We start from the raw sequence: 24757 nt of genomic DNA on the forward strand, positions 1-24757 counted from the left end.
GGACTCATCGAATGACGGGTAACCCATGCTGGCAAGCGATTCCGACGAAATTGAGCGAAGCGCAGTTCGAGGAATTTGTCTTGCCGCACCTGAGTCGTGGCCGACGCGGACCGCCACCCACGCTGCCATTGCGCAAGATCTTCAACTACATCCTGCAAATACTGTACATGGGCTGCCAATGGAAGATGCTGCCGATCGAAAGGAATGACAAAGGCTTCCCCGAAATCCACCACACGCGTATCTACCGGATGATGCGGCGCTGGCAGGCCGATGGCAGCATCGACCGGATCTTTTCGGGCACGGTACATAAACTTCATCAGGACCAGCTCCTCGACCCTTCCGTCATCCACGGCGACGGCACGACGACTGCAGCGAAAAAAGGCGGCGACAACCTCGGGTATAGCGGACACAAGCATCTCAAGGGCTGCAAGGTCGTCGCCTTCTGTGATCGCGACTGCAACATCATCGCGCCGTTCGTGACGGCCCCGGGCAACCGCAACGAATCGCCGCTGTTGCGCGACGCGCTGCCCAGACTAACCGAAATGGCCCGCGCCATTGGCGCGGACCTGCAAGGTTCAACCGTCAGTCTGGATGGCGTCTACGATTGCCGGGCCAACCGCAAGGCGATCTTCAATCGCGGTATGACCCCGAACATCCCCGAGAACCCGCGTGGGCGCAAAACACCGAAACGCGGTCGCAAGCAGCGCTTTGATCCGGCGATCTTCGAGGAGCGCTTCAGGACCATCGAACGCGTCTTTGCCTGGGAAGATAAGTTCCGCCGTCTGCTGCTGCGCTTCGAACGCATCAGTGACGTGCACTACGCGTTAAAGACGCTCGCCTACACGATGATCAATCTGCGGCACTACTGCCGTAGCTGATCACCCACCCGGGACCTGTGCTTCATCACCGGCGCCGCGCGCCGCGATGTCGCTCGTCCGCGTCATCGATACAACTTCGCATAACAGAACATGTCTGCGCATCGCGCGCTTTCCAACACCCCATTCCGCGCAGCCTTCGTAATCCGTAAGAAACGCCACCATGATTTTGATCGAAACCCGCAACCAGTTGGTTGCAATGTTCCAGCCACGAATTGGTGGGGCACGATGGTGGCGCCGCGGTGAGAGGAGAGCGAGATGGGTTCCGGCAAGATGTGCTTGCGATCGCTGGTCGAAAAGTGGTTTGGGCACTCTGCGGTGGTGACGGTACGCGTGATGGAGTTCAGTCGCACACCATCGGATCGAAGGCGCTACGTGCGCATCGGCGTGATGCGGCCGGACGGAGGTTTGACCATCGTTTTCTTCCGGCACGATGACGGTTCGTGGAACGTGTTCCCGGCAAAGGCGAGCACGCCGGCGATGCGCGCTTACCCGCTTGCGGCATGAGTGATGGGTCGATAGTCGGGCGATCTCAGGAGAACGGAATGAACATCCTGGAATTGGCGGCGGATGCTGGAATGCTGGTCGTACTTGACGGCAGAATCGGTCGCACCGAGTACCGAAGCGTCAATGGAACGCTCGATGCGTTTCAGCGTTTTGTTCGCGCGTTGGAATCGACGCTGGCGAATAACGAGGAGTCCGATGGGTCTCAGTGTCGGGGCAGCCTGTGCGCGGAGTCTTCATCATTTTGAATAAATGGTGCCGGAGCGCCACCATGGAGACCTTCACGCTGACCCGGAATGCGCATCTGGCCGCTGACCATGAAACTGGAGCGGGTGCAGAACATGCTGGTGCCGAATCGAGTTCGCTCACACGGGGGAGCAAGCTCGATTGGATGGAGAGACTGATGAAGGTTTCCGCAATCTGCGCCTGGGTGACGGCGCTTGCTGCTATCGCCGCGGGGCTCCCGCCGGTCTCGTCCTACGCCTACGCGCTCGATCCGCAACTCGACTGTAGATCGAACGCACACGCGTTCATCGCCCCGCTCCTGAAGGGCCATACATCGATCCGAAGCCGATGCGCGTCGAAGCGAACTCGGTCAACGCATTTCGACCGGCGCACGGCAGCAACCTGACGGCATTTGGCTTTCGCGTCTACGCCGTTCTCGGGTATGAACACGACGATGCACTGTTCAAACGCGGAGATGGCCCGCCTGTTACGGACTCAGCCTATGGCGTGGTAGTGATCGGCCCCACCGAGTCAGTAGAAGCGCACGCGCACCAGGCCGGCAGCGGCGCTGTCATTCATCAAGTAGTCCCCCTCTTGCTAACGGCCATTTTTTGCAGTGGACCGTGACGCGCTCGGCGGCGCGGTCATCGCGAGTCGCTTACTGCTATCGGGCCGCTACAGGTACTGATCCACGCTGCTCATCTGCCCAGGACAGACGGACTCATTTCGCTATCGGAACAAAGCGGCCGCAAGGTGAGTAAATCGCCCCGCAGCTGGTCAGTCCGTGGAAATGCGGGAAGTCATCGATTCACCGCTCGTAGCAGCGGCACGTCGGCGAGTTGGGCGATCGACTGCACACTTTGCTGCTGAATGTGTGCAAGGGCGAGATCGGCATTGAAGGGGTAATCGTACGAAATCTGGCGATAGTCACTTGCAGAGCCGCTTGCAGCAAGGCCCGGCGGCTCCACGGCTTTCGCGCAATCGTCGGATGCGCAAGACATTGATCGAATGATTTTTAGGATCAAACCGCCATAAGTTGCACAAAAGGCACGAACACCCCCTCACCCATTACGGCGATGGAAGTGTGGTGAAGAGGGTTGAGGTCATGCGGTTTCACAGGGCCATTGAAAACCAGCCGCCCGGGCACGTGGGACTGTCACTCGCCGAAGGCAAGTCATTGGTCAATTGTGTGCAGCAGGAGTTTGTCGTCGAGCAGATCGAACGTTTTTACGCATCGCGTAGAGCATGTGTGGTCTGCGGCGCGCAGCGCCGCCTGCACGACAGTCATTGCTCGGAGCTGAAGACCGCACTGGGAAAGGTCTTCTATTGCCGCGAACGATGGAAGGCCTGCAACTGTGGTGCTGACGGCTCAAGATATGTTTCTCCGCTCAAGACCTACCTGACGGAGGCAAGCACCGGTGAACTGAGATGGCTGCACGCGAAGCTTGGCGCCACGATGCCCTATCGGAAAGCCAGGCGCGCCATGGACCTTCTGCTACCCACCTCAGGCCGCGACAATCATGTAACCATCCGCAATCACACCGTGACCGCCGGAAAATCGATACAGCACGCACGGCCTGTGCGCCGGTGGTGCGAGACGACGAAGCCGAATGCGGAGCTTGGCATTGACGTCGGCTATGTCCGTCGCGCACGTAGCAATTTCAAGGGTTCGAGCAAGCGACAATCGCGCAGAAGCCAGAAACGGGTCATCGTCGATCGCAGTCGTCGTTGCTGCTGTGGGCCAAGCCGGTGAGCAACCACGTGCGTGGGCTTCCGCCATGCCGCGCTCCAAGCGACTGAATGAAGAAACGACACGATTCATGGAGGACAGTGGATACGGGGATCCTAATGAAGTCGTTGTCCTGACTGATGGTGAACCGGACCTGGCCGGCGTCGCGAACGACCTTCCCTACGATAGTGAGTGGATTCTCGATTGGGCGCACATCGGGCGGATGTTGCGACGCGTCGATCAAGCTATCGCGCCTCTGGCATATGGGCGACTCACGGACAGTGGATCAGCGTTCGAACTGTGGGATCTGTTCGTCCGCTTCCGCCATTACGTTTGGGTCGAAGACTCAGTGGCTTGGCAGCAGCTCGCAGCAAAGCTCACTCGCCTGCTTGATCTGCGTGAGAACCGAGATCCGGCGTTGAGCAACCAAGTCAAGAAAGCGAGCTACAGCCTCACAAATGTGATCGCCTATCTCAAGAGCAACTTTGAGTCGCCGATCGACTATCGCACATGGCAACGTGTAGGATGGCGAATCTCCACCGGCTTCGTCGAATCGTCGATCAACCGAATAGTTGGCCGTCGAATGTGCAAGAGCCAGCATATGCGCTGGAGTCGCGTGGGGGCACACAGTGTCGTGCAATTGCGCGTCGCGCTGTTGAACCAAGAATTCCACGAACTCGCACGCCGGCAGTTTCCGTGGATTGGACAGCGACGTGTTACGTGGCCCTGGCAGAAAACATCCCGGGATTTTTAACGGCTTCCACCAACAGTTGCATTGAGATGCGAACGATGCTGATAGCCGCCGAATGAGGAACAGGACCGTACCAGCAGCCGGCCGATCGCACCCACGGGTAGCGGCGCGTTGCCCTCGTCGACTACCTTCGCCTCCACTCCGGGCAATGGACAGCCGTCGGTCGCGAACGACCGCTCATCGTCGTCATCGAGTTTTGTCAACGTGACGGCGCCCATTTCGGTCATTCCCCACGCCGAGACGATCTTCGCGCCAATCGCCTTGCGTGCCTGTTCAACCAGGCACGCTGTCTGATGAGGCGTCCTACCATCAAAGACCGGCGCGATCCGACGCTAGCCTGTCGACTAACAGCAAAACTCTCGAGTATCGGCTTACTCTGCGACACTATCCAGCGCGGCGGCACGAATGAGCCGTGTCTCCTGTGCCGTGATCAGATGGCCCGATGCCTTGAGATAGGCCGGGAAATCCGGATGCGTATCGCGTGCGACGCACCGTCGTTCGTAGTCCGCCAGATCGTCATACCCCCACAGGTGGGTGAACTGGTTCTGCTGCCCCACCAGACTTGTCCAGAAGCCGAGCGGATGTCCAAGCGTCTCGCGCAGGATCGGCATGGCAAGCCTGTCAAACACCTCGAGAAACTCGGGCATCTTGCGCAGCGCGATAGTGTAGACCCGGAAGTCCACGAGGGGCTTTGCCAGAAACATTGGGTGGGTACTCATGCGTGCACCTTCTCTTCGCAGGCCATGGCTTTGGTCGCGATGGCGTTACCGGTGACATAGCCGAAAGTCATATTGGGCCCATGGGTGATACCGGCGCCCGGATAGTTGCCGCCCATCACGCTGCGCCGGTCATTGCCGACCGCGTAAAGACCCTCAATCTGGCTGCCGTCGGCGCGCAGCACTTCACCGGTAACGCTAGTCCTGAGGCCGTCGAACGTGCCCAGATCGCCCATCACCACCTTCACCGCATAGAAGGGGCCGGTCGCGATCGGCGCAACGCAAGGATTGGGCTTGTTGTCCGGATCGGCGAGATAACGGTTGAACGATGTGCGACCGCGATGGAACGCCGGGTCTTCTCCGCGCTCGGCATCGAGATTGTAGGCATAGACCGTCATCTCAAGCACATCAGGAGCAATCCCGCAATTGCGCGCCAGCCCGCCGATCGTCTCGCCCTTGATGAGGTAGCCCTTGCGCAGCAACGACCCGACCGGCATCGGCGCGGGCTTGGCATAGCCCAGTCCATACTTGCCCAGCGCCACCTTATCGCAGATCAGCCACATCGCCGTCTCCCGCTCACCCTCGCAGGCGCGGATCAGCGCCGCGCCAACATCGTGGTAAGAGTTCGATTCATTGGTGAAGCGCTGACCGCTGCGCAGCACGCCGATCACGCCCGGTTTATAGCGGTCGAGCAGATGCGGGAATACGCCTGTGCGGCCCTTGCCGAAGGGCACCTTTGAGACAGGCATCCAGGCCGACGCATCGGGGAAGCCGAGCTCCACGGCACCACCCACCTTCTCCGCCATGGTCAGCCCGTCGCCCGTATTGCCGACGGGCGTCGGCGAGAGATGCTCACCCCCACGCTTCACATGCGGATAGACCTGCGCGATGCGCTTGAGATCGTGCGGGAAGCCGCCGCAAGCCAGCACGACGCCGCGCCGGCCGGTGATCCGAAGGTCACCGTCCGCTGCGGTCGCGCGCACACCGACCACCTTGCCGTCCTCGCTCAGCAGTTCCTTCACGGGCGTCGAAGTGAGGATCGGAATGTCGATCGCCAGCGCCGACTTCGCGAGCCTCGCGGCGAGCGCGTTGCCGCTTGTTACGTTGATCCCCCGCCGGTAGAGCGCCAGCTCCTTGATGTGCGTAGCCAGACGCCGGGCCACGTAGAGGAACGAAACAATGGACTTGGTCGCGCGGAAGAAGTGCTTGAGGTCCGCGTTCGAGGAATTGAACATCATTCCCATGAAGGTGATCGTCTCGAGCGGCGGCTTGAGACGGCGCATGTCCTTGCCCAGCCCTCGAATGTCATACGGCGCGGCGAGGATCGAGCGGCCGATGTCGACGCCGCCGGGCGCATCCGGGTGATAGTCCGGATAGAGCGTGGGCACGAACTTCATCTCAGTCTCGCGCTCGAAGAACTCGACCATTCTCGGCCCGTTCTCGATAAAGCACTGGACCGCGGCGGCATCGTAGTTATTGCCCGTCTCGCTCATCATGTATTCGCGCACGCGCTCGACGGTGTCCGCCGGGTTCTGCTGTCGGCCATATTTGCTCAGCGGAATCCACAAGACCCCGCCCGACAGCGCGGTGGTACCACCGAACACGGGCTCCTTTTCGAGCACGATGACATCGAGGCCGCGCTTGCGTGCAGTGATCGCGGTGGCGAGGCCCGCAGCGCCCGATCCGACCACGACCAGATCGCAAGTGATCTCCTTGGCCATATCCACTCTCCTTTTCGTTATGGTGTGATGGTGCTCACGCGGCCGGGGTGGCGTTAAAGCCGGGGCGCGGAACCATGTCCATCAGCATGCAATCGAGCCCGCCGTCGACGAGCATCTCGGCGCCATTGACGTAGGCCGCCAGGTCAGAGGCGAGGAACATGGCCGGCCCGGCGAGGTCCTCCGGCTCGCCGATGCGGCGGCTCGCAGTGGCGGCGGCGCGGCGAGCCTCGAAGCCTGGCTCCTCGTAGAATTTCGCGGACAGCGCGGTTCGGATCATGCCGGGCAGCACGCAATTGCTGCGCACGCCGCGCGGGCCCCACTCCGCCGCCAACTGCCGTGAAAGCAGCAGCACGCCTGCTTTGCTCGGGCTGTAGGAACCGCTATTGGTCTGCGGATTGAGCGCCGCAATCGAGGCAACGTGGACGATACTGCCCTTGCCCGCCGCCAGCATGTCGCGCCCGAACGCGCGAGCACACAGAAGATAGCCAGTGAGGTTCACGGCGATGGCCTGGTTCCAGTCTTCGATCGAGACCGTCTCGAGGGGACCGGCGCGTAGCAGTCCTGCATTGTTGACAAGCACGCTGGCCGGACCGAGCGCTGAGCGAACCTCGCCGGCGGCTGCGGCAACCGAAGCCTCGTCCGACACGTCGCAGCCGATCGCCTGCGCCACAGCGCCTGCCTTTCGAAGTTCGGCGGCGACAGCTTCGGCGCCGGCAAGATTGCGGTCCACGAGCGCCACATGTGCTCCAACACTGGCGAAGGCGCGCGCGATGCCGGCACCAATGCCGCTACCCGCGCCCGTGATCACGCAGACCTTGCCGCCCAGGTTCAGCCCGTATGCAGTCGAGGCGGCCGCGCGATTTTCAAGTTCCTGTTCCATGCTGTTACTTTCCCTAAAATTTTCCACGCAATTACACTTCCTGTAATTCGTATCGCCATTGAACGCCTCAAGCGCCTGTGGAACAATGGACAGAGACGACATATAACAGGACATACCGTGCATCATGGCCGATGACCAACAGCGCCGCCGGACCGTTCGGCACTTCGCGCTCTATGGGACGGAAGCGGGCCAATCCTGGGTCGACATGGTGCATTACGAGCCCATTCCCCTGCGTGCCGGCCGTTTCGACTTCGACATCAAGCCGCACGTCCACGATGCGCTGATCCAGGTGCTCTACGTCACCCGCGGGGGCGGCGAAACCTTCATCGACGGCAGGACGTGGACAGTCGAAGCGCCATGCCTGATCGTCGTGCCAGCGCACTCGGTTCACGGCTTTCACTTTCGCAGCGACATCGACGGTCACGTCATCACCGCCGCGCAGCCTGCACTGGAATCGCTGGCGATGACGGCCGCGCCCGACCTGCTGGAATTCATGCGCACGCCGACGGTGCTATCGGTTGATCCCGACGTCGAGCGCGGCACACCGCTGGACACGCTTTTTCAGTCGATCGGGCATGAGGCGGAGAGCCACGAGCGCTGGCAGTTCACCGCGGGCGCGGCACTGACAATCACCCTCTTCGTCAAGATCGGGCGCCTCAGCGAAAGCGCCCGGCTTTCGGCCAGTTCCGAGCAGCGGACAATGGCGGCGCGGATCGAACGGTTCCGCGCGCTGCTCGACCGCCATTGCCGTGAGCGGCGGCCGGTCGCAAGCTACGCCGACGAGATGGACGTGACCACCGGCCAGCTCTCCCGCATCTGCCGCGCAACCTTCGGGGTCTCGGCAATCGAGGCAATCGACGCACGCTCGATCCATGAGGCTAAGCGCCTGCTCGGCTATTCGAACCTCAGCGTGAAGCAGATCGCCAGTGAACTGGGTTTTCAGGACGAGGCCTATTTCGGTCGCTTCTTCCGCAAACAGACGGGACTGCGGCCTACCGAATACCGCTCTGCGGCCCACGATCGATCCTTGCCGCCAAAAAAAGGGGGAGCGGACTGACTCGACCGCCCCCACCTCCGGGTCAGGTCGATAGCCCGCCCAGCTTGACGAACAGGCGCTCCGGCCCGGAGTTGGTCAGATTGTTGCCCCGCACATACTGGATCGGCCGTGCCGGATCGAGCGCCATCGCGCCAATCTTGCGGGCCAGAGCCTTCGTCGCGATCAGCGTCTCCAGCTTGGCGAGCGGCGCGCCAAGGCATTTGTGCATGCCGTTGCCGAAACCCAGGTGGCCGCTGGAATCGCGGTCGATGTCGAACGTCTCGCCGTCGGCAAACTTGCGGCTGTCGCGGTTCGCAGCCGACAGCAGCAGTCGCACCACCGCGCTCTTGGGCAGATCGACGCCCGCGACCGTGGTCGCTTCGGTAGTGATGCGGCTCACGCGCTGGACGGTGCCGCGATAGCGCGCCACCTCCTCGACGAAACGCTCAGCGTCGGCGGGGTTTTCGCGGATACGTCCCAGCAGATGCGGCTGTTCGGCGAGCATGCGGAAAGCGTTGGCGACAAGGATGGTGGTCGTGTCGTGCCCGGCGATGAAGACGAACGCGCACAGCTCCTTCGCTTCCTTTTCCGAAAGGAGACCGTCCTTCCACATGCGCGCGATATGCCCGCCAATCGACTGGCTGTCGGTGAGCGCGAGCCGCTCCATCGCTTCCTTCAGGTATGCGAAGAAAGCCTGTGCGCTCTGCTCGTCGGTGCCGGTCCCCGGCGCATTGCGGGCGAGGCGGCCGAAGTAGCTGAAGGTCTCGTCCGACCAGAACTTCATCTTCTCCTCATCCTCGTTCGGCACGTCGATCATCGTGGAGATGGTCGAGATGCTGAGCGGGATGGCGAATTCGTTGACGACATCACCGCCGCCTTTGGCGATCATCGCGTCGAGCAGGTCCTCCGCCCTTTGCGCGATCTGCTCGATAAAGGGATCGAGCGCCAGCGGCAGGAAGGACGGCTGGACGACCTTGCGCAAGCGCGAATGGTCGGGCGCATCGAAGAGCGTCAGGAACGTCAGCGGCGGCGGGCTCACGACCTCGGAGGAAAACAGCTTCGGGTTGCGGATCGCCTGGTAGACATCGTCATAGCGCGAGAGGAACCACACGTCCGAAGTCGCCGACTGGCAACGCAGCACCGGCGCATGCTCCCGCATCCAGCGGTAGTGCTCGTAAGGGTCGCCTTGCGAGCCGTCGTCGACCACCTTGAATGGCTCCAGCCCCTCGGGCCAGTCCAGTTCGTGTGAATAGGCCGGAAGGGTTTTGGCCGTGAACGGGCAAACCTGCGGCGCACTCTGCGGCACAGCCGGCGGAGGCACGGGGGGCGCCTCGACCTTGGGTACCGTCTTGCCTTGCGCCATACGCTCCAGCGCACGGCTCATCGTGGCCTTGGAACGGAGCGCATGCAGCGCAATCACGTCTCGCGCCTTGTTCAGGTCGCCCAGCTCGAAGGCGCCGACAATGTCCCGGTGCTGCTGGACGATGTCGCCGACGATCTCGATCTGGTCGGTCAGCGCGCGAGCGATGTAGTCCTGCACGGCCAGTTGCCGGTAGAGCACGATCAGCTGGGCGTTCCCGGAAGCCTCGATCGTGAACATGTGGAAGGCGTGGTTTGCCTCGATGTAGCGCGCAACGTCGGTAAAGCGCTGCCCGGACACGAACGGCGCCGTCGCCTCGGCAAGCTCGCGGAAGCGGATCAATTGCTCGCTCGACAGCCGGCCCATGGTCAGCTGGGCCGCCCCCAGTTCGAGCGCCATGCGCAGGTCGAACGCTTCATCGACATCAACGGGCGCGATGCGCTCCTCGCCGGTCTGCACCACCAGGCCGCTGCCGGCGAACTTCTCATAATAGAAGTTGCGCGGCGTCAGTCCTTCGGCCGAGAGATAGTTGCGCACCGCGTCAACCATCGGCGGCGGCCCACAGAGGTAGACGTCCGCGTCGCCGTCGTTGAGCTGGGAGGGGACGATGTGATGGGTGACATAGCCCTTGCGGGGGTGGGCACTGTCGGGGCTGGCGACGGTGCAGGCACAGGTGAAGTTCGGCAGGCGCTTCGCATAGGTTTCGAGCCGGTCGATGCCAACCAGATCCTCATCGTTGTTCACACCCAGGATCATGCGGATCGGATACGGGCTGCCGCCGTCTTCGACGATCTTGTCCAGCATCGAGAGGAACGGCGCGAGGCCCGTGCCACCGGCCAGAAAGAGCACCGGGCGTTCGATGGGGCGCAGGTAGAAGCTTCCCATCGGGCCGCGAAACTCGATTGGGTCCCCTGCTTTGGCGCTTTCACTGAGCCAGGTCGACATCGCCCCTTGACGCACATTGCGCACAAGGAATGACAAGTGCGGCTCGGACGGCCCCGAACTGAAGGAGTAGGACCGCGTCTGATCGGTTCCGGGCACGCGGATGTTGACGTACTGCCCAGGAAGGAAGCTGAGATCCGCGCGGTTCTCCAGCTCCACCGAGAAGGCGATCGTGCTGTCCGATGCTCGTTGGCAGGCGATGATCCGTCCACTGAAGGAGGACGGGCCGGTGCCGGAGACATCGGAGTTCGTGGTGATCTGGATCACGCAGTCGGAACGGGGGCTCATCTGGCAGGTGAGAACCTTGCGCTCGCTCGCCTCCTCCGGGCTAAGCGCATCTTCCACGCAGTCGCCCAGAACGTACTCGCCGGACTCGCAGACCGCCTTGCAGGTGCCGCACACACCATCACGGCAATCGAGGGGAATATTGATCTTCGCGCGAATGGCGGCATCGGTGATGCGCTCTGTGTCTTCGCATTCGATGAAGCGGGTCACTCCGTCCTCAAAACGGAGTGTTATCTGATGGGCCATGGCGGTGTCTCCTCTAGAGCCGCCCGAACCTGGCGCTCCGCTGGCAGGATGTTCGGACGGGGTGGCGCGCGGTCTTCGTGTTTCTCGCAAGCGCCCGGTGGGTTTAATGCCACCAATTTAGAGCCTGAGCCGCGTTCTCCTCAATGGACAGAGACGACGTTCAACCGGACAAAACGTGCATCGTGATGGAGGCGGATGACCGTAGGAAATGGGGCCCCACTCGTCTTCCGTGTCCGGAAAATGCCCATCGATCACATGACGTGAACAGCGCACCGGCCTGCGGAACACCCTCGTAGACCGACGCGACGGTGTCAACGTTTCGGTAGTAATTGTGTCAATCTGAATAAATTACAGCGCTGACAGCAATCTGATCGAATTTTTTGGTGCGGGCCGCTAAGCGAACTGGCGGCAGGTCACCTGCGGCGCCCGCGCTGATGACAGCCGAAATTTTCTCGGGGCGTCGCCATGATCCTCAACAAAAAGCGACGCGTCGAAGCTCGCTTCGAGCCGCATTACAGTAAGCCCCGATGGATGGGGTTGACGTACTTTTCGTGTAATTTCTGGCGGTTTGTTTCTAGAGATCCTTATCGATCAACGATTTGTGCATCCGTCTATTGCCCGAAAGCCGCGCGTCGCAAAGCCTTGCTGCGAGCGGCTCTGCGCGCGGCCACCGCCAGATTTCGCCCGAAGCGCACGATTACCCCCTCACCGCTGTGTCGGCACGACCCCCATCTTCTTCTCCGCGCCTTGCGCGTTCTCCGGATAGTTCGGGTCGTAACCGCCCGGCTTGTAGCCCGCACTCTCCAGCTTCTTCAGCTCGGCGTTCCTCCTGGCGCGTGCCTCCTTGCGAGCGGCCTTACGCGCCGCCTTCTTCTGCGCCTTCGTCACTGATGCAGAATTCGGCTGACTTGCCGCCGCGACAGCGTTGCTGGACTCGTCAGCATGTTGCGGTTGGGCGGTCGCAACCGACGCAGCAAAGCTCATCGTAATCAGCGTGGCCAGTGTTGCGGCCTGGAATTTCTTCATCCTGTTGTCTCCTTCTTGCCCGTTGATAAATTAGCTCTGGTACGCGCCCCGCTCGCGAGGCGCGACAACGCGGCTGCGTTCATCCCGCTTCGGTACGTCGGGCAGCGAAATCGTGCTTTGGCTCCCGCGCTCCGAACGCGGCGATCAGCAGCCCCAAAACTGCCGAGCCTAGTGCAATCTGCAGAATCACCGAAATGCCGGCGTGCTGCGCGATGCCGCCCGTCACCGCAGGCGCTACCGCGCCGCCGATGATCTCGCCGAGGCCCACGATCATTCCCGTCGCGGTCGCGCCCAACTCGGGCGGCACCGATTCGCTCGCGAACGGCCCGACGGTGATGCCGATGACGCCCGCCATCAAAAACGTTACGAAAGCAAGCAGGATGAAAAGCTTCATTGGCTCGGCCCCGGTCTGTGTGACGAGCCACAGGCCGATCACTTCGAACACAAGCGCGGTCACTATCACCGGCTTGCAGCCGAAGCGGTCCGACAGCGCGGGCAGCACCACGACGCCGAGGCAGCAGCCAACGCCAAGCGCCGAAAGCACGAGACTCATCGAATCCATGCTAAGACGCAGATGATCTGTGAGGTAGCTAGGCAGAAAAGCCGACAGCACGACAAGTCCCGAGAGCGCGCACAGCATCAGCAGCGTGCCCGAAATGACGTTGCGGTAGCGCAGCACGTCAAACCACGACGAGCTTTGCGCGGCGTTGGCCGGACCGGCCGGCGCATCCGCACGCAGCGACTTCGCGAGCAGCGCGGCGATCACGAAGCCCGGCACCGCGACGATCGCGAAGATCCAGTGCCAGTTGGGCACAACCTTCAGCATCGCAATCGCGATCAGCGGCCCAAGCCCCAGCCCAACCAGCGGCGCGGACATCTGCTGCAGACCCACGTTCAGTCCAATACGGCTCGGCTTCGATGCTTCGACCGTTGCAACGATACTCGCGGGCACATAGGCGCCTTCCGCGATCCCCATCAGGCCGCGCAGCAACACCATGCTCAGCATCCCCGCCGCAAGCCCGCTGCCGCCGACGAGAAGCGAGAACACGATGACCGCCGGCACGATTACGCGCTTGCAGCCAATCCGGTCGGAAAGCCGCCCGGTGAGAATCGAAGCGAGGCCCCAGCACAGCGAAAGCACTGCGGAAATCAGGCCGAGATCCTGATAATTCATTCCAAGCTCTTTGGCGATCACCGGAAAGAGCGGGTAAATGATGTTCCGGTCCAGGCCCACCAGCCCATAACCGAGGGCCAGCAGGAATACGGCCTTGACTTCATACCGCACATTCCATCCGGAGCGGTCGTCCGTGACGGCAACAGTTGTCTGCATGATGCATGTCTCCCATCTTTTGATATGACCCACGACGCTGATTACACAGGCAATTCACCGGACTACCAGGTGTGCATCATTCCGAGACGGACCATCGTCTGGTTGCCGGAACTCGAAAATGCCCCCGCCCCGGGAATCAGTGCGTCAGCACCGCCCGACGCGTGTTGATATGCGACAAATCCATAGACGCTGGTACGCTTCGAAAGGTAGTAGGCGAGATTCAAACCAGCCTGATGCATTTTCACGTCGTTCACGGCGTGATTGCCATCATTGAACTGATATTCGAAGCCGACGATCGCGGCTGGACTCAGCGGGTAGGTCGCGGCGAAGTCATACACCATCACTCGCGCGTTATTGAACGTATTCGTGGCCTGCGCAACCATCAAGGCCGCAAAACCCTGGCCTATCGGCACTCTTCCGCCCACGCCCCAATCGCGGAGCCCACTATTACCCGCATTGATCGTCGGGAACTTCGTGTACGTGTAAGCGGCATCGAGTGCAAAGGGCCCTGCGTTGTAACTGACACCCATACTTTGCGTGCTGTTCTGGCTAAACGCACCTGCCTGACCACCAAACCCGTACATCGCGCCGAATTTGAAGCCGGCAATCCGCGGACTCTCGTAGCTGACGGCATTAGGCGTCGAATACAGATCTGCGGTTCGAAGAAAGTCCATGGAACCAAACGCGGGCGCGCCCAACCCCGGGTAAGGGCCACCCTGCGTAAAAGTCGGCTCCAGCGAAGCCAGCATGGGACCCCACCGATCAATGGTCATGTAGTTGAACATGAAATCGGTCTCCAACCCCATCGTGAGCTTGCCGAGTGAATCGTTATCAAGACCCACGTACGAGTAACGGAACATCATGCCAGGCGAATACAACGACCCAGTACCGATGTCGAAGGTATTGAGCAGTTTCGCGATGGCCCGGGTCCCGCCACCGAGATCCTCAATCGCGGAAATGCCAAACCCCGTATTGTTTGAGATTCCTCCTTGCATGAACGTGTTCGAGTGACCGTCTGAATTAGAAACCCATGTCAGCCCGGCGTCGATCGCGCCGAACAATGTCACGCTGGACTGGGCATTCGCCGAACTCGCGACGAGCGTCGCAACTGCGCATGTAATGATTTTCGCTTTCACCCTGTCTCCAAATCTTATTGTCTGCTGCTGTGTGTGCCATACCCGGAAATGCATCCGGTCACGACGTGTCGGTGAGGTCGCCTCCGTTAGCGGCCGCTGACGGGTCTGGCTCCGGACCCGTCACGGTGCCACTCAGTGCTTGAGAAAATCGATCACTAACCGGTTGAAGCGATCCGCGTGCTCCCACTGGGCCCAATGTCCGCAGCGATTGAACACGTGCATCTGCGCGTCGCGCAAACCCCAGATCATGCGCAAGCCGCTGTCCAGTGGCACGAAGCGATCGTCGCGCCCCCATGTAACCAGTGTCGGCGCACCGATTTCGGCGAGACGGCCACTCAGGTCCGGAAACTGGGTCGGGTTGGCCTCCAGACTCTTGACGAAATTCTCGAGGTGATCGCGGTGCGCCATCATGTTTTCAAAGCGGCCCTGGATCAGATCGTCAGTGATCGTAGACGGGTCGAAGACAAACACGTCAAGCATCCTGCGCAGATTTTCCAGCGTCGGCGCCTTGTACACGCCGAACAGCAGCTTGATGCCTTCAAGCGGCATCGGCTGGAACAGGCTCGGACCAACGCCGCCGCCACCCATGATCACCATCTTGCCCAGACGCTCCGGATAGTTCAGCGCAAATGAAAGCGCATTCACGCCGCCCATCGAGTTCCCTACGACGTGAGCACGCTCAATATCCAGCTCGTCGAGCAGCCCCTTGAGTGCCCGTGCGTTGAGATCGGCCCGCGAGCCGCTCGTGCAAAGAATCGGATCGCTCTTATTCCAACCGGGCGAATCCAGCAGAATTACCCGGTAGCCCGCGTCCGCTACCGGTCCAATGTTGCGGTGGAAGTTGCTCCAGCCGGACGCACCCGGTCCGGAACCGTGCATCATCACGACAACTTCCCCTTCCCCAGCGTCGTTGTAGTGAACTTTCAGGTCAAGGTTGCCCTCCTTGATCTGTGCATACTTGCTCGTACCTGCTTCAGTCAGTGCAATCATTGCTCTCCTCCTTGATCAGACTATCGTCCGATATCAACAATGTTTTCGGGGATGTGAACCTCGCCCCAAGCCATCTGATTAGTATTGCGAAAATTATCCGTCCATACCCGTCAACCTGAAATACAACAAATCCGAACAACGCTTTCGCAAATAGTGAACGGTCACGACTAGATCGGTACTTCGGCCGTCTGCGCGCGCTTCAAATCAAGCGCAACGTCCACGATCATGTCTTCCTGCCCGCCTACCATTCGTCGCTTGCCCAGTTCGACAAGGATGTCCACCGTCTTCAGACCGTACTTCTTAGCAGCCGCTTCCGAGTGCCGCAGAAAGCTCGAATAAACACCCGCGTAACCGAGCGCGAGGGTCTCGCGGTCCACGCGTACTGGCCGGTCCTGAAGCGGACGCACGATGTCGTCGGCGGCATCCATCAGCGTGTAGAGATCGGTGCCGTGATTCCAGCCAAGACGCTCCGCCGCTGCGATGAATACTTCCAGCGGCGCGTTGCCCGCGCCGGCGCCCATACCTGCCAGCGACGCGTCAATGCGGTCACAGCCTTCCTCGACCGCAACAATTGAGTTCGCCACGCCCAGCGACAGGTTGTGGTGTGCGTGCATGCCAGTCTGCGTTTCCGGCTTCAGCACCGCTTTCAGCGCGCGAAAGCGTGCGCGCACGCCGTCCATCGTCAGCGCACCGCCCGAATCCACCACGTAGATGCAGGTCGCGCCATAGCGCTCCATCTTCTGCGCTTCGACGGCAAGGTTTTCCGGCGTGGTCATGTGGCTCATCATCAGGAAGCCGACCGTATCCATGCCGAGTTCACGCGCATATTCGATGTGCTGCTTCGAGATGTCCGACTCGGTGCAATGCGTCGCCACGCGCACGATGCGCGCGCCTGCCTGGTACGCAGCCTTCAGATCGTGAATCGTCCCGATGCCCGGCAGCAGCAGTGTTGCGATTTGCGCATGCTCGACCACATCCGCCACCGCTTCGATCCATTCGAGGTCGCTATGCGCGCCAAACCCGTAGTTGAAGCTCGAACCCTGCAGGCCGTCGCCGTGCGCGACTTCGATGCTGTCCACCTTCGCCTTGTCCAGTGCGCGAGCAATGTTCTGCACGTTCTGGATCGAATACTGATGGCGGATCGCGTGACTCCCGTCGCGCAGCGTCACGTCGGAGACGTAGAGGTTTTTGCCGATGTTGCTCATGCGTGTGCCCCCTCGCCGCTCAGCAGCGTTTGTGCCATCCGCTCCGCGGTGGCGAGCGCGGCGGAGGTCATGATGTCGAGATTGCCCGCATACGCCGGCAGGTAGTGCGCCGCGCCTTCCACTTCGACGAACACGGACGTCTTCAGCCCGCTGAAGCGGCCGACGCCCGGGAGGTTCAGCGGTGCGTTCGCTGGTATCTCGTCGAACTGCACCTTCTGCTTCAGTCGATAGCCCGGCACGTACGCCTGAACCTTGCGCGCCATCTCTTCGATCGAGGCCTCAACCTTCTCGCGGTCGACCGTGTCGGACAGCGTGTACACCGTGTCGCGCATCATCACCGGCGGCTCGGCGGGATTGAGCACGATAATCGCCTTACCCTTGCCTGCGCCGCCAACTACCTCGATCGCCTTCGAGGTAGTTTCGGTAAACTCGTCGATGTTCGCGCGCGTGCCGGGACCGGCGGACTTGCTGCTGATCGACGCGACGATCTCTGCGTAGTGGACCTTTACCACGCGCGACACGGCCGCCACGATGGGAATGGTTGCCTGCCCTCCACATGTGACCATATTCAGGTTGAGCGCTTCGATGTTCGCGTCGAGGTTCACAACCGGCACGCAGTACGGACCGATCGCGGCAGGCGTCAGATCGATCATGCGGACGCCTGGCTTCAGCTTGCGCAGCAGCGCGTCGTTCTTCACGTGCGCACCCGCCGACGTCGCATCGAACACGAAGTCGATCTCGTCGAACACCGGCAGGCGCGTCAGTCCTTCGGCGCCTTCGTGTGTGGTCGCGACGCCGAGGCGTGCGGCACGCGCGAGACCGTCCGATGCCGGATCGATGCCAACCATCGCGGCCATCTCCAGATGCTTGCTGTGACGCATGATCTTGATCATCAGGTCCGTGCCGATGTTGCCGGAGCCGATGATCGCCACTTTGCTCTTCTGTTGTGTCATGGTTTTCGCTGCCCTTTCTGTCAAACGAAGCGTGCCGAGCATTGGCCGATGCCGCCAATCGAGACGTGAAGGTTGTCGCCCGCCTTCACCGGCACCATCGTCCCCAGCGAACCCGAGAGGATCACCTCCCCTGCCTTGAGTGACACGCCGAGACGGCCGAGCGTATTCGCAAGCCAGGCTACCGCGTTCGCCGGCGAGTTCAGCGCCGCGGCACCCGCGCCTGTCGTCGCTACCGCGCCGTTGCGTTCAAGCACCATGCCGCACGTGCGCAGATCGAGCGAGCGCGGGTCCACCAACTGGCTACCGAGTACGAACATCCCGCATGAGGCGTTGTCGGCCACCGTGTCCTGGATGCGGATCTTCCAGTCGCGAATACGTGAATCGACGATCTCAAAGCACACCAGTACCCCTTCGGTCGCGCGCAGCACGTCTGCCACGGAAATGCCGGGGCCGCTCAGATCGTGTTTCAGCACGAACGCTATCTCGCCTTCGGCTTTGGGCTGAATCAGATTCGACGTGTCGATCGGGTCACCTTCCGCACACAGCATCGTGTCCAGCAGATAGCCGAAGTCCGGCTGATGAACGTCGAGCAGCGTCATCACAACCTCGCTCGTCACGCCGATCTTCTTGCCGACCATGCGCGCGCCTGCGTCGAGTTGGCGCGCGATCAGATGCTGCTGGATCCGGTAAGCGTCTTCGATGCTCAGGTCCGGATAACGGCCCGAGAGCGGATCGATCGCCGTCTGGCTGCGCAGCGCGCGCCAAAGTTCGTCGCCGAGGTCCGATATCAGTGAAGGGTCCATTGCGTGTTTCCTGCGTCATACGTAAATGTCGGGAGGGGCGCGGCCGCTCGCGCGCCGCGCCTCGAAAGTGCCGCGCTGCAACCGCGCCGGCTATGCTGTTGTCTGCGCGGGCAGCGGGTCGCGCGAATAGAACAGCGGCGGCAGCGGCTGGCCAAGCAGATAACCGCCAAGCGTGCCGGCCGTATCGTCCGCGTTCTGCGTGATGTGATTGGCCGCCGCGATCACGTCGCGCAGGATGCGCTGCAACGGGTTGTCGAGATAAATGCCGCGCGCCGAGAGCGCCTTGAACAGCAGCATCACCGCTTCCTCGCTTTCGCGGCCCACTCGCGCAATATCGAGCATTCCCGGTACGCGCTCGTCGAGCGGCACGAGTTCGCGCTGTTCGGTATAGCGGGTCGTCTCATCCATCATGTGCAGAATCCGCGCGCGCGATGAGCGTACCCGCGCCACCGCATTGCCGAGCCGATCCTTCACGTAAGGGCTCAGGCTCGTCTTGCCGCCACCGGTCGTATCGCGGCGCGTCTGCATCTGTTCGATGAAAACGTCCACTGCGCCTTGCGCCATGCCATTGATCGCCGACGACACCGCTGCGTAGAAAATTTGCGAGAACGGATACAGGTACGTGTTACCGCGATCGCTCATGCTGTAATCCGCGAGACTGTGCGCGCGGTATTCCGGCACGAACGCGTCCTTGACGACCACGCTCTTGCTGCCGGTGCCGGCCAGGCCGAACACGTGCCAGTCGTCGAGAATCGTGTAGTCCGTGCGCGGTACGAGCACCGACAGGCGATCAACCGGCTGCTTGTTTTCGTCGAGCAGAATCTGCCCGAGAAACGCCCATTGGCCATGATCCGTTCCGCTGGAAGTCGGCCACCGGCCATTGATGATGTAGCCGCCGTCCACCTTGCGATAGGTGCCGAACGGCGCGTACGACGACGCGACGATGACCGAGTCGTCCTTGCCCCAGACGTCGTCACAGGCACGCGGGTCGAGATGACCGAACTCCCACGTGTGGATGCCGAGAATCATCATGTTCCAGGCACTGCTGCAACAGCCGCGGCCCAGTTCCATCAGCACCTTGAAGAAGACCGCGGGATTCATTTCATAGCCGCCCCAGCGACGCGGTTGCAGGATGCGGAAAAAACCCGCCTGCTTGAAGTGCTCGATGATGTCGGCCGGGACCGAGCGCGCCTGCTCGACTTCCGCGGCCCGTGCGCGAAGCATCGGGATCATGGCCTTCGCGCGTTCGACTAGCACCGCTTCAGTCGGAATCGGGTAGCCGACTGGATCTTTCAAAACCGTGTTCATACTGCTCCTCCATTGGAATTGTCTGACTCCGCCTGATGCAGGCCGGAAAACTTGCCACCGAAATACACCAGCGGCGGCGTTTCTTCTTTTGCACAACACACTTCGATGACGTCGCACAAAAAGACCGTGTGGGAACCGCCCGGTATTTCCTCAATAACCCTGCAACCGAACGACACGAGACTGCCTTCGAGAATCGGAATGTCGAGTTTTCCGTCGCGCCAAGTGCCTGCGCCGTGAAAGCGGTCATCGCCGACCACGTTGATCACCATCCCGGCGAACCGCTTCGCGATGTCCTCCTGATACCCAGTGAGCACGTTCACGCTCAGCAGGCCGGATTCACTGATGACGGCATGCGCGCGCACCGAACGGTTCACGCAGACCAGTAGCCGCGCAGGCTCAGCGCTGAGCGAGCAGATCGCGGTCGCGGTCAGGCCCGCTCGCGAGTCGCCGCTACGCGACGCGATCACCGTGCAACTGGCAGCAAGCCGCCTCATGCCAGACCGAAAAAGCGATGCGTCCACACCGACATAAGGCGTTTCGTCGCAGGCCACGGCACCGTCCGTGGTAGTCATAGCGGTTGCCATCACACTTGCCCCGTTGAAAGAAACGAATGCATCACCGCGTTGAACTCGTCGGGATGCTCGTATTGCGGCCAGTGCGCGGCGTCCCCCTGCATCACGTACAGCGTGCCCTTTGCGATACGTGGCAATGCGGCCTGCGCCGCGAGTACGTCGTGGATAGGGTTATGTTTCGTCCACAGCAGCAGCGTCTCGCATTGCAGTCGTTCCAGTTCGATCATGTCCATGCGTTGGCTGGCGTCACCGGCCTTGCGCATCAGGCGGCCGAACACAAGCGGCGCCGACTGCTGGAAGTCCGGTCGCGAATAGATTGCGAGACGGCTGCCAATCAGTTCGTCGTCGAGCAGGTGCCAGTTGCTCTCGTGGATCAGCCACTGCATCCGCGCGCGCACGCTCTCGGCAGTCGGCGGCTTGCCGAAGTTGCGCTGACTCAGCTCGGCGAGGTTCTTCAGGTCGCGATGCCCCTGCTCGCTGACGATCGGAATCCCGCCGGTCGTGTTAAGCACGATGCGATGCACGCGCTGCGGATACTTCACCGCGAAGCAGCCCGTCACGACGCCGCCGAGCGATTCACCCGACACGTGGGCGCGCTCGATGTCGAGCGCGTCGAGCAGCTCGCGCAACTGCTCGACGTAATCATCGATCTCGTAGCCGATGTCCGTTTTCTTCTCGGACAGCCCCTGACCAACGAAGTCGAACGCGAGCACGTGATAGTGCTGTGCGAGCGCGACAACGTTCTTTGCATATGCCTCGACATGACCGCCGATGCCGTGCATCAGCACCAGCGTCTCGCGATTCTGTCGGCCGGCCTCGATCACACGCGTCGCGCCGAAACGGGGCGTGTGAACATAGCGGACTTCCGCTCCAAGAAAATCGATCCAGATACTCACATTCATCTCCAGAAAAAGGCAACACGCTTCCCGCCGACCGTACGTGTCGGTTCACAGTCATCTCAGCGGGGAAGAGAAAAGGTGGCGGCCGCCTGCGGCGTTCAGGCCGGCACGGGCGGCGTGCGCTTATGGCCCCAGTCGCTCAGCTTCGAATAGTTGACGACCTTCCACGTGGCGTCGTCGATCACGATGCCGCCGTGGCCGTATTCGAGCGCAAAGCCCGACGGGGTCTGCACGTAGAACGAAAACATCTGGTCATTCGGATGGTGGCCGAGATGCAGGATCATCGGCACGCCTGCCGCCATGCAGCGGTCATAGGCGAGGCCGACGTCGTCCATTTCCTTGACCTGCACCATCAGATGATTGAGCCGCTTTGACCCGGGAATCGCTGCGGTCGCGAGCGAATGATGGCGGCCGGTTTTCGTATGCATGAACGTCGCGTCCACGACGATGCCCGGCTCGCGTTCCTCGCGTATATAGTCGCTGACGCGCAATCCGAGCACGGAGCGATAGAACGCGACGGACTCCGGATAATTGTCCGAGCGCGTAAGAATGTGGCCAATGCCAAGCTGCCCCGTCTCGAACCCGGCGCCGCGCAGGACACTGGAGCGAAACGGCTCGGTCATCGGAGCGATCGCCGGCCCGAAGTAGAACGCATGCCGGTAGCCGTTCGGGTCCTCGCAGTAGTACAGCTTTTCAACGCAGCGTTGCGCGCAATAGTCGCGATTGCCTTGTGTCACGGCGAGGCCGCTCACGCGAAGCTGTTGAGCGAAGCGGTCCAGTTCCTCTTCGGTCTCGAACTCCCAGCCGGCTTCCTGAATATCGTCCGCGTCGCTCTTTTCCAGCACGATGCGCTGCACGTGCTCATCCATGCGCAGCACGAGCGCATTGCCGCCATCGCGCGTTCCGATCTGAAAACCCATCAGGTTATGAGCGAAATCCGCCCATGCGCCCAGATCCTTGACCCCGAACACGACGTACCCAAGGTTCGAAATTGCCGCAGCCATGTTGGCCATATCTCCTCCATCCAGCTTATGTGTATTAAGGACTCTCTAATTCACGAACGCGTTGAGATTTTCGCGAATCGTGGACCTCTCTATGCAAACGGTGTGCCAAGCGCGCGATGCGGCACGCCGTAATGACATGTGCGCCGCGCCCGGCAAGGCTGTGCGCCCAAACAGCGAGTAACGCCCAAGCGTGCCACCAACCGCCGAGGCGCATGCGCGATTCAGAAAATGATGAATGCACACCGCCTCGCTCCCGGGCGACCGCGGGATTTCATGAATTACGCAGCCGGCAGCAAGCGTTTAAGGTTGTGCCTGCAACTAACATGCAATCGCAGGCAAGGGGTAAACACATGGACGAAACGATCGACCGGAACACAACGGGTTGCACGCTGCCGCCAGAATTCGTCCTGCTCGACGCGATGGACTTCAGCGACATCGCCGAGCAACTGCATTTCAATCCGGTCGAGGGTCGGATCTGGCTGCAGGACCGCCGCATGGCGCTTCTGTCGGTCGACGTGCTGGGTGCCCTGCGACGCGAACTGGTCGATTCACTCGGGCTCGAAGCGGCGCGGCGGATGTTCACACGGCTCGGTTACGCAGCTGGCTCCGGCGATGCGGAGTTGGCGTGGAAGGTGCGCAGTCATCAGTCGCAACTCGATATCATTGCAGCGGGCGCGCAGCTTCACGCGCTCGAGGGCTTCGTGCAGGCGGAGCCGGTTCACATCGAAATCGACAGTACGCGCGGCTATTGCTATTCCGAATTTTTCTGGAATCACGGCTTCGAAGACGAAATCCATATCGCGAACCATGGCGTCGGCCATGAGTCCGCGTGCTGGATGGGGATCGGGTATACGTCTGGTTTTCTCAGCAAGATCATGGGAAAGCGCATTCTCGCGCGTGAAGTCGAATGCCGCGCGATGGGGCAGACCAAGTGCCGCGTGATCGCCAAACCGGTCGAAAGCTGGGACGATCCCGAAGAGGATCTACACTATCTGGGCTTCACGCCAGCGCAGCAAACGCGCGTCTCAGTCCCAGCAGGGATGGCGACTGCGGACAGCCTCTCCCCGCCGCCGCCCGCAAACGCCCATCCGGAGCCGTCGCAGGCGGGTCTCATCGGATCGTCGGCCAGCTTTACGTCAGTGCTGCACAAGGTGCGGCGCGTTGCCACAACGCGGGCCACCGTGTTGCTGTCTGGCGAGAGCGGTGTCGGCAAAAGTGCCGTTGCGCGCGAGGTGCATCGCTGGAGCACGCGGATCGACAAGCCGTTCGTCGAACTCAACTGCGCGGCAATTCCCGAGCAACTGATCGAATCGGAACTGTTCGGTGTCGAACGCGGCGCCTATTCGGGCGCCACCGAATCGCGCCCGGGCCGCTTCGAGTCCGCTAACGGTGGCACGCTGTTTCTTGACGAAATCGGCATCCTCAGCTTCAGCGCACAGGGCAAACTGCTGCGCGTGCTGCAGAACGGGGAGTTTGAGCGGCTCGGCTCCACGCGCACAATCAAACTCGACGTGCGCGTCGTGGCCGCCACCAACGAGGACCTGCCGCAGGCGGTGAAGGAAGGACGCTTTCGCGAAGACCTGTTCTATCGCATCAACGTGTTTCCGATTTACATTCCGCCGCTGCGCGAACGAAGAGACGATCTGCCGCTGCTGATCGAATATTTCATCCGACGGCTTTCCGCGCTGCACGGGCGGCACGTGCCAGGCATCACCCCGCGCGCGCTCCAGGCCGTGCTCAATCACAAATGGCCGGGCAACATCCGCGAGTTCGAGAACGTGATCGAGCGCGGCATCATTCTCGCTGACGACGGCGAATCGCTGGACCTGCGCCATCTTTTCAGCGTCGACACGACGCTCGGAAATTCGAGTCTGATGCGCCTGACCGAAATGGGGACGCTCGTGAAAAGCAGTACGCTGACGGTCGGCGAAGAACCGCCGGCGTCCGGCACCGCCGCGCCGATGCCCACGACGCTCGACGAATGGGCGCGTGTTGCGATCAGTCAGCAGAACACGCAGCTCGCCGACGTCGAGGACGCGCTCGTCAACGCGGCGCTGGCCGAAGCGGGCGGCAACATCTCGAAGGCCGCTTCGCTGCTAGGCCTGACGCGCGCGCAGCTCGACTATCGTGTGAAGCGAAACGGCCGCGTTTAGTGCACCTTTCGTCTTTCCCGAAAGGCGAATTCGCCGCGACCCGCTATACCGCGATCGCCGCGCCCCCTATTCTCAACTCGCATGTTCAATCGCGAGGACGAGGATCTA

The 24757-nt window shown here is 61.4% G+C and carries 21 protein-coding genes and 3 pseudogenes; 7 read left to right on the forward strand and 17 right to left on the reverse strand.

Features of this window, described 5'->3' with window-relative positions; genetic code table 11:
• The 4 genes and pseudogenes from GNZ12_RS19435 to GNZ12_RS19450 all read left to right on the forward strand — a co-directional run.
• Positions 1-878 (forward strand): IS5 family transposase (locus tag GNZ12_RS19435; RefSeq protein WP_235993809.1); only part of this gene is annotated, 878 nt, incomplete at its 5' end.
• A 255-nt stretch (positions 879-1133) separates the two neighbouring features.
• Entirely contained in the window at positions 1134-1382 is a 249-nt protein-coding gene (locus tag GNZ12_RS19440; RefSeq protein ID WP_172312645.1) for a hypothetical protein, read from the forward strand.
• A 38-nt stretch (positions 1383-1420) separates the two neighbouring features.
• Positions 1421-1627 carry a hypothetical protein gene (locus GNZ12_RS19445; protein WP_172312647.1) on the forward strand — a complete coding sequence of 69 codons (207 nt, stop codon included), beginning with the start codon at positions 1421-1423 and terminating at the stop codon, positions 1625-1627.
• A gap of 155 nt (positions 1628-1782) precedes the next feature.
• Positions 1783-2231: pseudogene (locus tag GNZ12_RS19450) on the forward strand (hypothetical protein).
• Positions 2232-2404: 173 nt separating this feature from the next.
• On the opposite strand, the gene GNZ12_RS19455 reads toward GNZ12_RS19450, so the two are convergent.
• Complete coding sequence (locus GNZ12_RS19455; protein ID WP_172312643.1) at positions 2405-2605, reverse strand: hypothetical protein; 201 nt, start codon at positions 2603-2605, stop codon at positions 2405-2407.
• A 35-nt stretch (positions 2606-2640) separates the two neighbouring features.
• Here GNZ12_RS19455 and GNZ12_RS19460 point away from each other — a divergent pair.
• Positions 2641-4087, forward strand: a pseudogene (locus GNZ12_RS19460) (ISKra4 family transposase).
• Positions 4088-4101: 14 nt separating this feature from the next.
• Here GNZ12_RS19460 and GNZ12_RS19465 read toward each other — a convergent pair.
• The 4 genes and pseudogenes from GNZ12_RS19465 to GNZ12_RS19480 all read right to left on the reverse strand — a co-directional run.
• Positions 4102-4365, reverse strand: a pseudogene (locus GNZ12_RS19465) (AMP-binding protein); the annotation flags it as partial.
• A gap of 90 nt (positions 4366-4455) precedes the next feature.
• Positions 4456-4803, reverse strand: coding sequence for an NIPSNAP family protein (locus GNZ12_RS19470; protein WP_172312649.1), 348 nt, complete (start codon positions 4801-4803; stop codon positions 4456-4458).
• Positions 4800-6542: an FAD-dependent oxidoreductase gene (locus GNZ12_RS19475; protein WP_328806034.1), complete on the reverse strand. Its 1743-nt coding sequence runs from the start codon at positions 6540-6542 to the stop codon at positions 4800-4802. The genes GNZ12_RS19470 and GNZ12_RS19475 overlap by 4 nt, the downstream gene beginning before the upstream one ends.
• A 13-nt stretch (positions 6543-6555) precedes the next feature.
• Complete coding sequence (locus GNZ12_RS19480) at positions 6556-7401, reverse strand: SDR family NAD(P)-dependent oxidoreductase (protein WP_172312653.1); 846 nt, start codon at positions 7399-7401, stop codon at positions 6556-6558.
• A gap of 124 nt (positions 7402-7525) precedes the next feature.
• Here GNZ12_RS19480 and GNZ12_RS19485 point away from each other — a divergent pair, with 124 nt between their 5' ends.
• A complete protein-coding gene (locus GNZ12_RS19485; protein WP_172312655.1) occupies positions 7526-8458 on the forward strand; it encodes a helix-turn-helix domain-containing protein in 933 nt (310 codons plus the stop codon).
• A 22-nt stretch (positions 8459-8480) separates the two neighbouring features.
• On the opposite strand, the gene benC is transcribed toward GNZ12_RS19485, so the two are convergent.
• The 12 genes from benC to GNZ12_RS19545 all read right to left on the reverse strand — a co-directional run bounded on the left by benC (position 8481) and on the right by GNZ12_RS19545 (position 22496).
• Positions 8481-11270 (reverse strand): benzoate 1,2-dioxygenase electron transfer component BenC, encoded by a 2790-nt coding sequence (benC, locus tag GNZ12_RS19490; RefSeq protein WP_172312657.1) that lies wholly within the window; start codon positions 11268-11270, stop codon positions 8481-8483.
• 705 nt (positions 11271-11975) lie between these two features.
• On the reverse strand, positions 11976-12296 hold the full coding sequence (locus tag GNZ12_RS19495) for a hypothetical protein (protein WP_172312659.1): 321 nt from the start codon (positions 12294-12296) through the stop codon (positions 11976-11978).
• 79 nt (positions 12297-12375) lie between these two features.
• The gene (locus GNZ12_RS19500; RefSeq protein ID WP_172312661.1) at positions 12376-13626 is read right to left on the reverse strand and encodes an MFS transporter; all 1251 of its coding nucleotides are present in this window, start codon (positions 13624-13626) and stop codon (positions 12376-12378) included.
• A 62-nt stretch (positions 13627-13688) separates the two neighbouring features.
• A complete protein-coding gene (locus tag GNZ12_RS19505; protein ID WP_172312663.1) occupies positions 13689-14762 on the reverse strand; it encodes a porin in 1074 nt (357 codons plus the stop codon).
• Positions 14763-14894: 132 nt separating this feature from the next.
• Positions 14895-15752 carry an alpha/beta fold hydrolase gene (locus GNZ12_RS19510; RefSeq protein ID WP_172312665.1) on the reverse strand — a complete coding sequence of 286 codons (858 nt, stop codon included), beginning with the start codon at positions 15750-15752 and terminating at the stop codon, positions 14895-14897.
• A gap of 167 nt (positions 15753-15919) precedes the next feature.
• On the reverse strand, positions 15920-16957 hold the full coding sequence (gene dmpG, locus GNZ12_RS19515; RefSeq protein WP_172312667.1) for a 4-hydroxy-2-oxovalerate aldolase: 1038 nt from the start codon (positions 16955-16957) through the stop codon (positions 15920-15922).
• A complete protein-coding gene (locus GNZ12_RS19520; protein ID WP_172312669.1) occupies positions 16954-17910 on the reverse strand; it encodes an acetaldehyde dehydrogenase (acetylating) in 957 nt (318 codons plus the stop codon). Before GNZ12_RS19520 ends, dmpG begins: the two co-directional genes overlap by 4 nt.
• Before the next feature lie 20 nt (positions 17911-17930).
• A complete protein-coding gene (dmpE, locus tag GNZ12_RS19525) occupies positions 17931-18713 on the reverse strand; it encodes a 2-oxopent-4-enoate hydratase (RefSeq protein WP_172312671.1) in 783 nt (260 codons plus the stop codon).
• Positions 18714-18803: 90 nt separating this feature from the next.
• Positions 18804-20021: an acyl-CoA dehydrogenase family protein gene (locus GNZ12_RS19530; RefSeq protein WP_172312673.1), complete on the reverse strand. Its 1218-nt coding sequence runs from the start codon at positions 20019-20021 to the stop codon at positions 18804-18806.
• Positions 20018-20593, reverse strand: coding sequence for a flavin reductase family protein (locus GNZ12_RS19535; RefSeq protein WP_172312675.1), 576 nt, complete (start codon positions 20591-20593; stop codon positions 20018-20020). Before GNZ12_RS19535 ends, GNZ12_RS19530 begins: the two co-directional genes overlap by 4 nt.
• 11 nt (positions 20594-20604) lie before the next feature.
• A complete protein-coding gene (locus GNZ12_RS19540) occupies positions 20605-21495 on the reverse strand; it encodes an alpha/beta fold hydrolase (protein WP_216673278.1) in 891 nt (296 codons plus the stop codon).
• 95 nt (positions 21496-21590) lie between these two features.
• The gene (locus GNZ12_RS19545) at positions 21591-22496 is read right to left on the reverse strand and encodes a VOC family protein (RefSeq protein WP_235993811.1); all 906 of its coding nucleotides are present in this window, start codon (positions 22494-22496) and stop codon (positions 21591-21593) included.
• A 350-nt stretch (positions 22497-22846) separates the two neighbouring features.
• On the opposite strand from GNZ12_RS19545, the gene GNZ12_RS19550 reads away from it, so the two are divergent.
• Positions 22847-24649 carry a sigma-54-dependent Fis family transcriptional regulator gene (locus GNZ12_RS19550; RefSeq protein ID WP_235993812.1) on the forward strand — a complete coding sequence of 601 codons (1803 nt, stop codon included), beginning with the start codon at positions 22847-22849 and terminating at the stop codon, positions 24647-24649.
• The last annotated feature ends 108 nt before the right edge of the window (positions 24650-24757 follow it).

The organism is Paraburkholderia solitsugae (genome assembly GCF_013177695.1).
Taxonomy (GTDB): domain Bacteria; phylum Pseudomonadota; class Gammaproteobacteria; order Burkholderiales; family Burkholderiaceae; genus Paraburkholderia; species Paraburkholderia solitsugae.

Coding starts and splice junctions, on each gene's coding strand:
- GNZ12_RS19440 (WP_172312645.1), top strand. CDS start 1,134: ATGGGTTCCGGCAAGATGTGCTTGCGATCGCTGGTCGAAAAGTGGTTT.
- GNZ12_RS19445 (WP_172312647.1), top strand. CDS start 1,421: ATGAACATCCTGGAATTGGCGGCGGATGCTGGAATGCTGGTCGTACTT.
- GNZ12_RS19455 (WP_172312643.1), bottom strand. CDS start 2,605: ATGTCTTGCGCATCCGACGATTGCGCGAAAGCCGTGGAGCCGCCGGGC.
- GNZ12_RS19470 (WP_172312649.1), bottom strand. CDS start 4,803: ATGAGTACCCACCCAATGTTTCTGGCAAAGCCCCTCGTGGACTTCCGG.
- GNZ12_RS19480 (WP_172312653.1), bottom strand. CDS start 7,401: ATGGAACAGGAACTTGAAAATCGCGCGGCCGCCTCGACTGCATACGGG.
- GNZ12_RS19485 (WP_172312655.1), top strand. CDS start 7,526: ATGGCCGATGACCAACAGCGCCGCCGGACCGTTCGGCACTTCGCGCTC.
- benC (WP_172312657.1), bottom strand. CDS start 11,270: ATGGCCCATCAGATAACACTCCGTTTTGAGGACGGAGTGACCCGCTTC.
- GNZ12_RS19495 (WP_172312659.1), bottom strand. CDS start 12,296: ATGAAGAAATTCCAGGCCGCAACACTGGCCACGCTGATTACGATGAGC.
- GNZ12_RS19500 (WP_172312661.1), bottom strand. CDS start 13,626: ATGCAGACAACTGTTGCCGTCACGGACGACCGCTCCGGATGGAATGTG.
- GNZ12_RS19510 (WP_172312665.1), bottom strand. CDS start 15,752: ATGATTGCACTGACTGAAGCAGGTACGAGCAAGTATGCACAGATCAAG.
- dmpG (WP_172312667.1), bottom strand. CDS start 16,957: ATGAGCAACATCGGCAAAAACCTCTACGTCTCCGACGTGACGCTGCGC.
- GNZ12_RS19520 (WP_172312669.1), bottom strand. CDS start 17,910: ATGACACAACAGAAGAGCAAAGTGGCGATCATCGGCTCCGGCAACATC.
- dmpE (WP_172312671.1), bottom strand. CDS start 18,713: ATGGACCCTTCACTGATATCGGACCTCGGCGACGAACTTTGGCGCGCG.
- GNZ12_RS19530 (WP_172312673.1), bottom strand. CDS start 20,021: ATGAACACGGTTTTGAAAGATCCAGTCGGCTACCCGATTCCGACTGAA.
- GNZ12_RS19535 (WP_172312675.1), bottom strand. CDS start 20,593: ATGACTACCACGGACGGTGCCGTGGCCTGCGACGAAACGCCTTATGTC.
- GNZ12_RS19540 (WP_216673278.1), bottom strand. CDS start 21,495: ATGAATGTGAGTATCTGGATCGATTTTCTTGGAGCGGAAGTCCGCTAT.
- GNZ12_RS19545 (WP_235993811.1), bottom strand. CDS start 22,496: ATGGCTGCGGCAATTTCGAACCTTGGGTACGTCGTGTTCGGGGTCAAG.
- GNZ12_RS19550 (WP_235993812.1), top strand. CDS start 22,847: ATGGACGAAACGATCGACCGGAACACAACGGGTTGCACGCTGCCGCCA.